This window comes from Frateuria sp. (genome assembly GCF_013362045.1).
GTDB lineage: Bacteria > Pseudomonadota > Gammaproteobacteria > Xanthomonadales > Rhodanobacteraceae > Frateuria_A.
In genome coordinates this window covers 1-4,585 of sequence record NZ_JABFWW010000252.1, presented here as the reverse complement: position 1 = coordinate 4,585, position 4,585 = coordinate 1, and the positions used below count along the sequence as shown (strand labels likewise).

The following is a 4,585-nucleotide window of genomic DNA, read 5'->3' as shown; positions in this document are numbered from 1 at the left end:
GACAACCGGAATCACAATCCGGTACTCTAACCAGCTGAGCTCCGCCCACCATAAAACTCTAGTGAAGCTGGCGCGCCCGACAGGAATCGAACCTGCAACCGTCGGCTTAGAAGGCCGATGCTCTATCCGGTTGAGCTACAGGCGCGTGTCTCAAAGCATAACGCCTGTTGGTCGGGGCAGAGGGATTCGAACCCCCGACATCCAGCTCCCAAAGCTGGCGCTCTACCAGACTGAGCTATACCCCGTAGCGAACCTGTAGGACGCTTATCGCGTACCGAAGCCCTCGAATGCTACGGGCGACGCTTCACCTCGTCAATCCGTATCCAGCGCACCGGAGATCCTTTCCGGCCCCGCCAGCGCCATTGGCGCCGACAGACAAGTCATGGTGCGAACATCATGCCTTGCGATGTAAATGGCGCGCCCGGAGAGATTCGAACTCCCGACCACCAAGTTCGTAGCCTGGTACTCTATCCAACTGAGCTACGGGCGCGCGTTGAAACTGCTTTGCCATGATACCGCCGCCGTAGCGGTGGGTGCCGAAGCAAGAAGCGGAATTATTCCGATCGGACGCGATGGCGTCAACACCTTTTTCAAAAAATCTTCGCTTTTGGAGTTCCTGGGGGCGCTTCATCCAGGCAGGGTCGGTTCATTTGGACGTCCAAACGAAGTGGCCGCCGCGCGTCGGCTACCGCCCCCGCTCGCCTGTAAGGGAAAGGGCAGCCTCACCCATGCGGCTGGGCGGCCGGGTCACCGAGCTTGGTCGGGCCGGCATCGCCCCGCGGCGGCAGGTTCGGTGGAACAGAGCCTCCGGATGCAGGCTTGGACCAGTCCGCCGGTTCGCCCGGCTGGCGTCCGGCCATGATGTCGTCGATCTGACGCGCGTCGATCGTTTCGTACTGCAGCAACGCGTCGGCCATCACGTGCAGCTTGTCCAGGTTGTCGGTCAACAGCTGCTTGCTGCGCGCGTAGGCGCGGTCGAGGATATCGCGCACCACCTCGTCGATGCGCCGCGCGGTCTCGTTGGAGACGTTCTTGTGCTGGGTCACCGAGCGGCCCAGGAACACCTCATCCTCGTCCTCGCCATAGGTGACGGGGCCGAGCTCGTCGGACAGCCCCCACTTGGTGACCATGTTGCGCGCCATCTTGGTTGCGCGTTCGATGTCGTTGGAGGCACCCGTGGTGACCTTGTCCGCGCCGAAGATGAGCTCCTCGGCCACGCGCCCGCCATACAGCGAACACAGTTGCGACTGGATGGCCACGCGGTTGATCGAGTACTTGTCGGCCTCGGGCAGGTACATGGTCACGCCCAGTGCCCGGCCGCGCGGAATGATGGTGACCTTGTAGACCGGGTCGTGCTCCGGCACCAGGCGGCCGATGATCGCGTGGCCGGCCTCGTGGTAGGCGGTCAGCCGCTTCTCGTCCTCGCTCATCGCCATCGAGCGGCGCTCGGTGCCCATCAGGATCTTGTCGCGCGCCTTGTCGAGGTGGCTCATGCGAACCTCGCGCGCATTCTCGCGCGCGGCGAATAGCGCCGCCTCATTGACCAGGTTGGCGAGGTCAGCGCCGGAGAAGCCGGGCGTGCCGCGCGCGATCACCCTGGAATTGACGTCGCTGGCGGTCGGCACCTTGCGCAGGTGCACCTTGAGGATCTGCTCCCTGCCCTTCACGTCCGGCAGGCCGACCACCACCTGGCGGTCGAAACGGCCCGGACGCAGCAGCGCGGGGTCGAGCACGTCGGGACGGTTCGTCGCGGCGATCACGATGATGCCTTCGGTACCCTCGAAGCCGTCCATCTCGACGAGCAGCTGGTTGAGCGTCTGCTCGCGCTCGTCGTGGCCGCCGCCCAGACCGGCGCCGCGATGGCGGCCGACCGCGTCGATCTCGTCGATGAAGATGATGCACGGCGCGTGCTTCTTGGCCTGCTCGAACATGTCGCGCACGCGGCTGGCGCCCACGCCCACGAACATTTCCACGAAATCGGAGCCGGAGATCGAGAAGAACGGCACCTTGGCCTCGCCCGCGATGGCCTTGGCCAGCAGGGTCTTGCCGGTGCCCGGCGGGCCGACCATCAGCACGCCGCGAGGGATCTTGCCGCCCAGCTTCTGGAACTTGCCCGGGTCGCGCAGGAACTCGACCAGCTCGCCGACTTCCTCCTTGGCCTCGTCGCAGCCGGCGACATCGCTGAAGTTGACCTTGACCTGGTCCTCGCCCTGCAGCTTGGCGCGCGAACGGCCGAAACTCATCGCCCCGCGTCCGCCGGCGCCGGCCTGCATCTGGCGCATGAACCAGATGAACACGCCCACGATCAGGATGATCGGCAGCCAGTTGACCAGCAGGCCCAGCAGCGAGAAGCCGTTGTTGGACGGCTCCTGGGTCACCACCACGTTCTTGTCCTGCATCTGCTTGACGATGCCGTTGGTGGAGAAGCCCAGCACCGGCGCCACCGTGCGGAAGGCGCTGCCGTCCTTCAGCTTGCCGCTGATGGTGGCGGGATTGTCCGCGCTGATCGTGGCGCTGGCGACGTTGCCGCTGTCCACGCTCTGCACGAAGCTCGAATAAGGCAGATCGGAGGAGGAACCGCCGTGCGGGTTGAAGCTCTGGAACACCGTCAGCAGGACCACCGCGATGATCAGCCACAACAACAGGTTTTTCGCCATTTCGTTCATGCGCGGTTCTCGTCCGTTTGCCCGCCGCCGGGTTTCCGGCCCGTGGCGAGCGCATACACCTCCCGCGAACGCGCGCGCGAGGCCTTGGGTTTACGCATGGTTACGCGCGCGAACTGCGCGCGCAAGTTGCGCAGGTAATCGTCGAAGCCCGCACCCTGGAACAGCTTGATCAGGAACGCGCCGCCCGGCTTGAGCCACTGCCGGGAAAAATCCAGGGCCAGCTCCGCGAGGTCCATCGCACGGATCTGGTCGGCCAGCGCCACCCCACTCATATTGGGGGCCATGTCCGACAGTACAAGATCGACGCTCTGGCCGCCCAGGCGCTCTTCCAGCTGGCGCAGCACCGCTTCCTCGCGGAAATCGCCCTCGATGAAATCGACCCCGGCGATGCCCTGCATCGGCAGGATGTCCAGCGCGATCACCGTGCCGCTGTCGCCCAGCCGCTGGCGCACCAGTTGCGACCAGCCGCCGGGTGCCGCGCCCAGGTCGACCACGCGCATGCCCGGCTTGAGCAGGCGGTCGCGATCGATCAGTTCCTCCAGCTTGAACACGGCGCGCGAGCGCAACCCCTCGGCCTGGGCCTTTTTCACGTAGACGTCGTCGAAATGCTCCCGAAGCCAGCGGGAACTGCTCTTGCTGCGGGACATGCGGCAACGGCCATCGGAGGGAGGGACGGCCCGCATGATACCCTTTACGGCTTCCTGACCGCGAATCGTGGACCCTTTGCGCATGCCGATCTCCCCTTCCCAGCGCCGCTACCTGCGCAGCCTCGCCCACGACCTGCATCCGGTGATCCTGCTGGGCGCCAAGGGCGCGACGCCGGCCGTGCTCAAGGAACTGGACCTGGCGCTCAGCCACCACGAACTGGTCAAGGTGAAGCTCTCCGGCGGCGACAAGGACGAGCGCTTGGCGCAGGTCGCCTACCTCGCCGAGGGCAGCGGCGCCGAGAACGTGCAGCAGATCGGCCACACCGTCACGCTGTTCCGCCGCAACGAAGAAGATCCCAAGCTCGCCCTGCCACGCTGATGGACCTTTCGCTCGAACGCCCCGAGGGTTACCTGTTCATCCGCCGCGTGGGTGAGGCCTCGATCACGGTGGTCGACCGCGAACTGTCGAGCAGCTTCCTGCTGGCGCCCGACCGGCTGGTCGAGGACTGGCCGGTCGCGGAGGTGGCTACGCTGGACGAGAGCGCCGGCGAGGCCGTGCGGGCGCTGCAGCCGGAGTTGGTCCTGCTCGGCAGCGGAAGCCGCCAGCGTTTTCCCTCCGCGGCGTTCATGGCCGGATTCCTGCGCCGGGGCATCGGCATCGAGGTGATGGACAACGCTGCCGCGGCGCGCACCTACGACCTGCTTGCCGGCGAGGGTCGCCGGGTGGTGGCCGCCTTCATCCTGCCGTCGGGAAACGACGCGGCAGCCTGAGGCGCGCGCTTCGAAGCGTCACCGCGCCGGCAGGTACTCCAGCGGATCCACCGGATTGCCGTCGCGCCGGATCTGGAACTGCAGTTCGTCGCGCGAGGCCCCGGTCGCTCCCATTTCGGCGATCAGCTGGCCCGCGCTCACCCGCTGGCCTTCCTTCACCAGGCGCTTGCGGTTGTGGCCATAGGCCGACAGGAAGCTGTCGTTGTGCTTGATGATGATCAGCTCGCCATAGCCGACCAGGCCGTTGCCGCTGTAGACCACCACGCCGTCAGCGGCCGCGCGCACCGGATCGCCCGACTTGCCGCCCAGCTCGATGCCCGGGATTGCGTCGCCGCTCTGGAAGCGCTTGATCAGCGCGCCATCGGCCGGCCAGCGCCAGACCACGCCTCCGGTGCTGCGGGTCGCGCCCTTGGGCGGTGATTCCGCAGCCGCGGTCGCTGACCGCTGCACCGGGACAGGCGCGGACGCCGTGACCGCTGGCGACGTAGCGCTGGACGGCCT

5 protein-coding genes and 3 tRNA genes are annotated in these 4,585 nt (G+C 66.4%); 2 read left to right on the top strand and 6 right to left on the bottom strand.

Features of this window, described 5'->3' with window-relative positions:
- Nucleotides 1-68 precede the first annotated feature (68 nt).
- The 5 genes from HOQ08_RS11995 to rlmE all read right to left on the bottom strand — a co-directional run bounded on the left by HOQ08_RS11995 (nt 69) and on the right by rlmE (nt 3,313).
- Nucleotides 69-145 (bottom strand) — tRNA-Arg (locus HOQ08_RS11995).
- 23 nt (nt 146-168) lie between these two features.
- A tRNA-Pro gene (locus tag HOQ08_RS11990) sits at nt 169-245 on the bottom strand.
- A gap of 168 nt (nt 246-413) precedes the next feature.
- Nucleotides 414-490 (bottom strand) — tRNA-Arg (locus HOQ08_RS11985).
- Between the two features lie 232 nt (nt 491-722).
- Entirely contained in the window at nt 723-2,666 is a 1,944-nt protein-coding gene (gene ftsH, locus HOQ08_RS11980) for an ATP-dependent zinc metalloprotease FtsH (RefSeq protein WP_291195043.1), read from the bottom strand.
- On the bottom strand, nt 2,663-3,313 hold the full coding sequence (gene rlmE, locus HOQ08_RS11975; protein ID WP_291195040.1) for a 23S rRNA (uridine(2552)-2'-O)-methyltransferase RlmE: 651 nt from the start codon (nt 3,311-3,313) through the stop codon (nt 2,663-2,665). Before rlmE ends, ftsH begins: the two co-directional genes overlap by 4 nt.
- Before the next feature lie 82 nt (nt 3,314-3,395).
- Between rlmE and yhbY the strand changes: the two genes are divergently transcribed.
- Nucleotides 3,396-3,692 (top strand): ribosome assembly RNA-binding protein YhbY, encoded by a 297-nt coding sequence (gene yhbY / locus HOQ08_RS11970; protein ID WP_291195037.1) that lies wholly within the window; start codon nt 3,396-3,398, stop codon nt 3,690-3,692.
- Nucleotides 3,692-4,084 carry an Mth938-like domain-containing protein gene (locus tag HOQ08_RS11965; protein WP_291195034.1) on the top strand — a complete coding sequence of 131 codons (393 nt, stop codon included), beginning with the start codon at nt 3,692-3,694 and terminating at the stop codon, nt 4,082-4,084. The genes yhbY and HOQ08_RS11965 overlap by 1 nt, the downstream gene beginning before the upstream one ends.
- A gap of 18 nt (nt 4,085-4,102) precedes the next feature.
- Here HOQ08_RS11965 and HOQ08_RS11960 read toward each other — a convergent pair.
- The coding region (locus tag HOQ08_RS11960; protein ID WP_291195031.1) for a peptidoglycan DD-metalloendopeptidase family protein at nt 4,103-4,585 on the bottom strand (483 nt) is incomplete at its 5' end.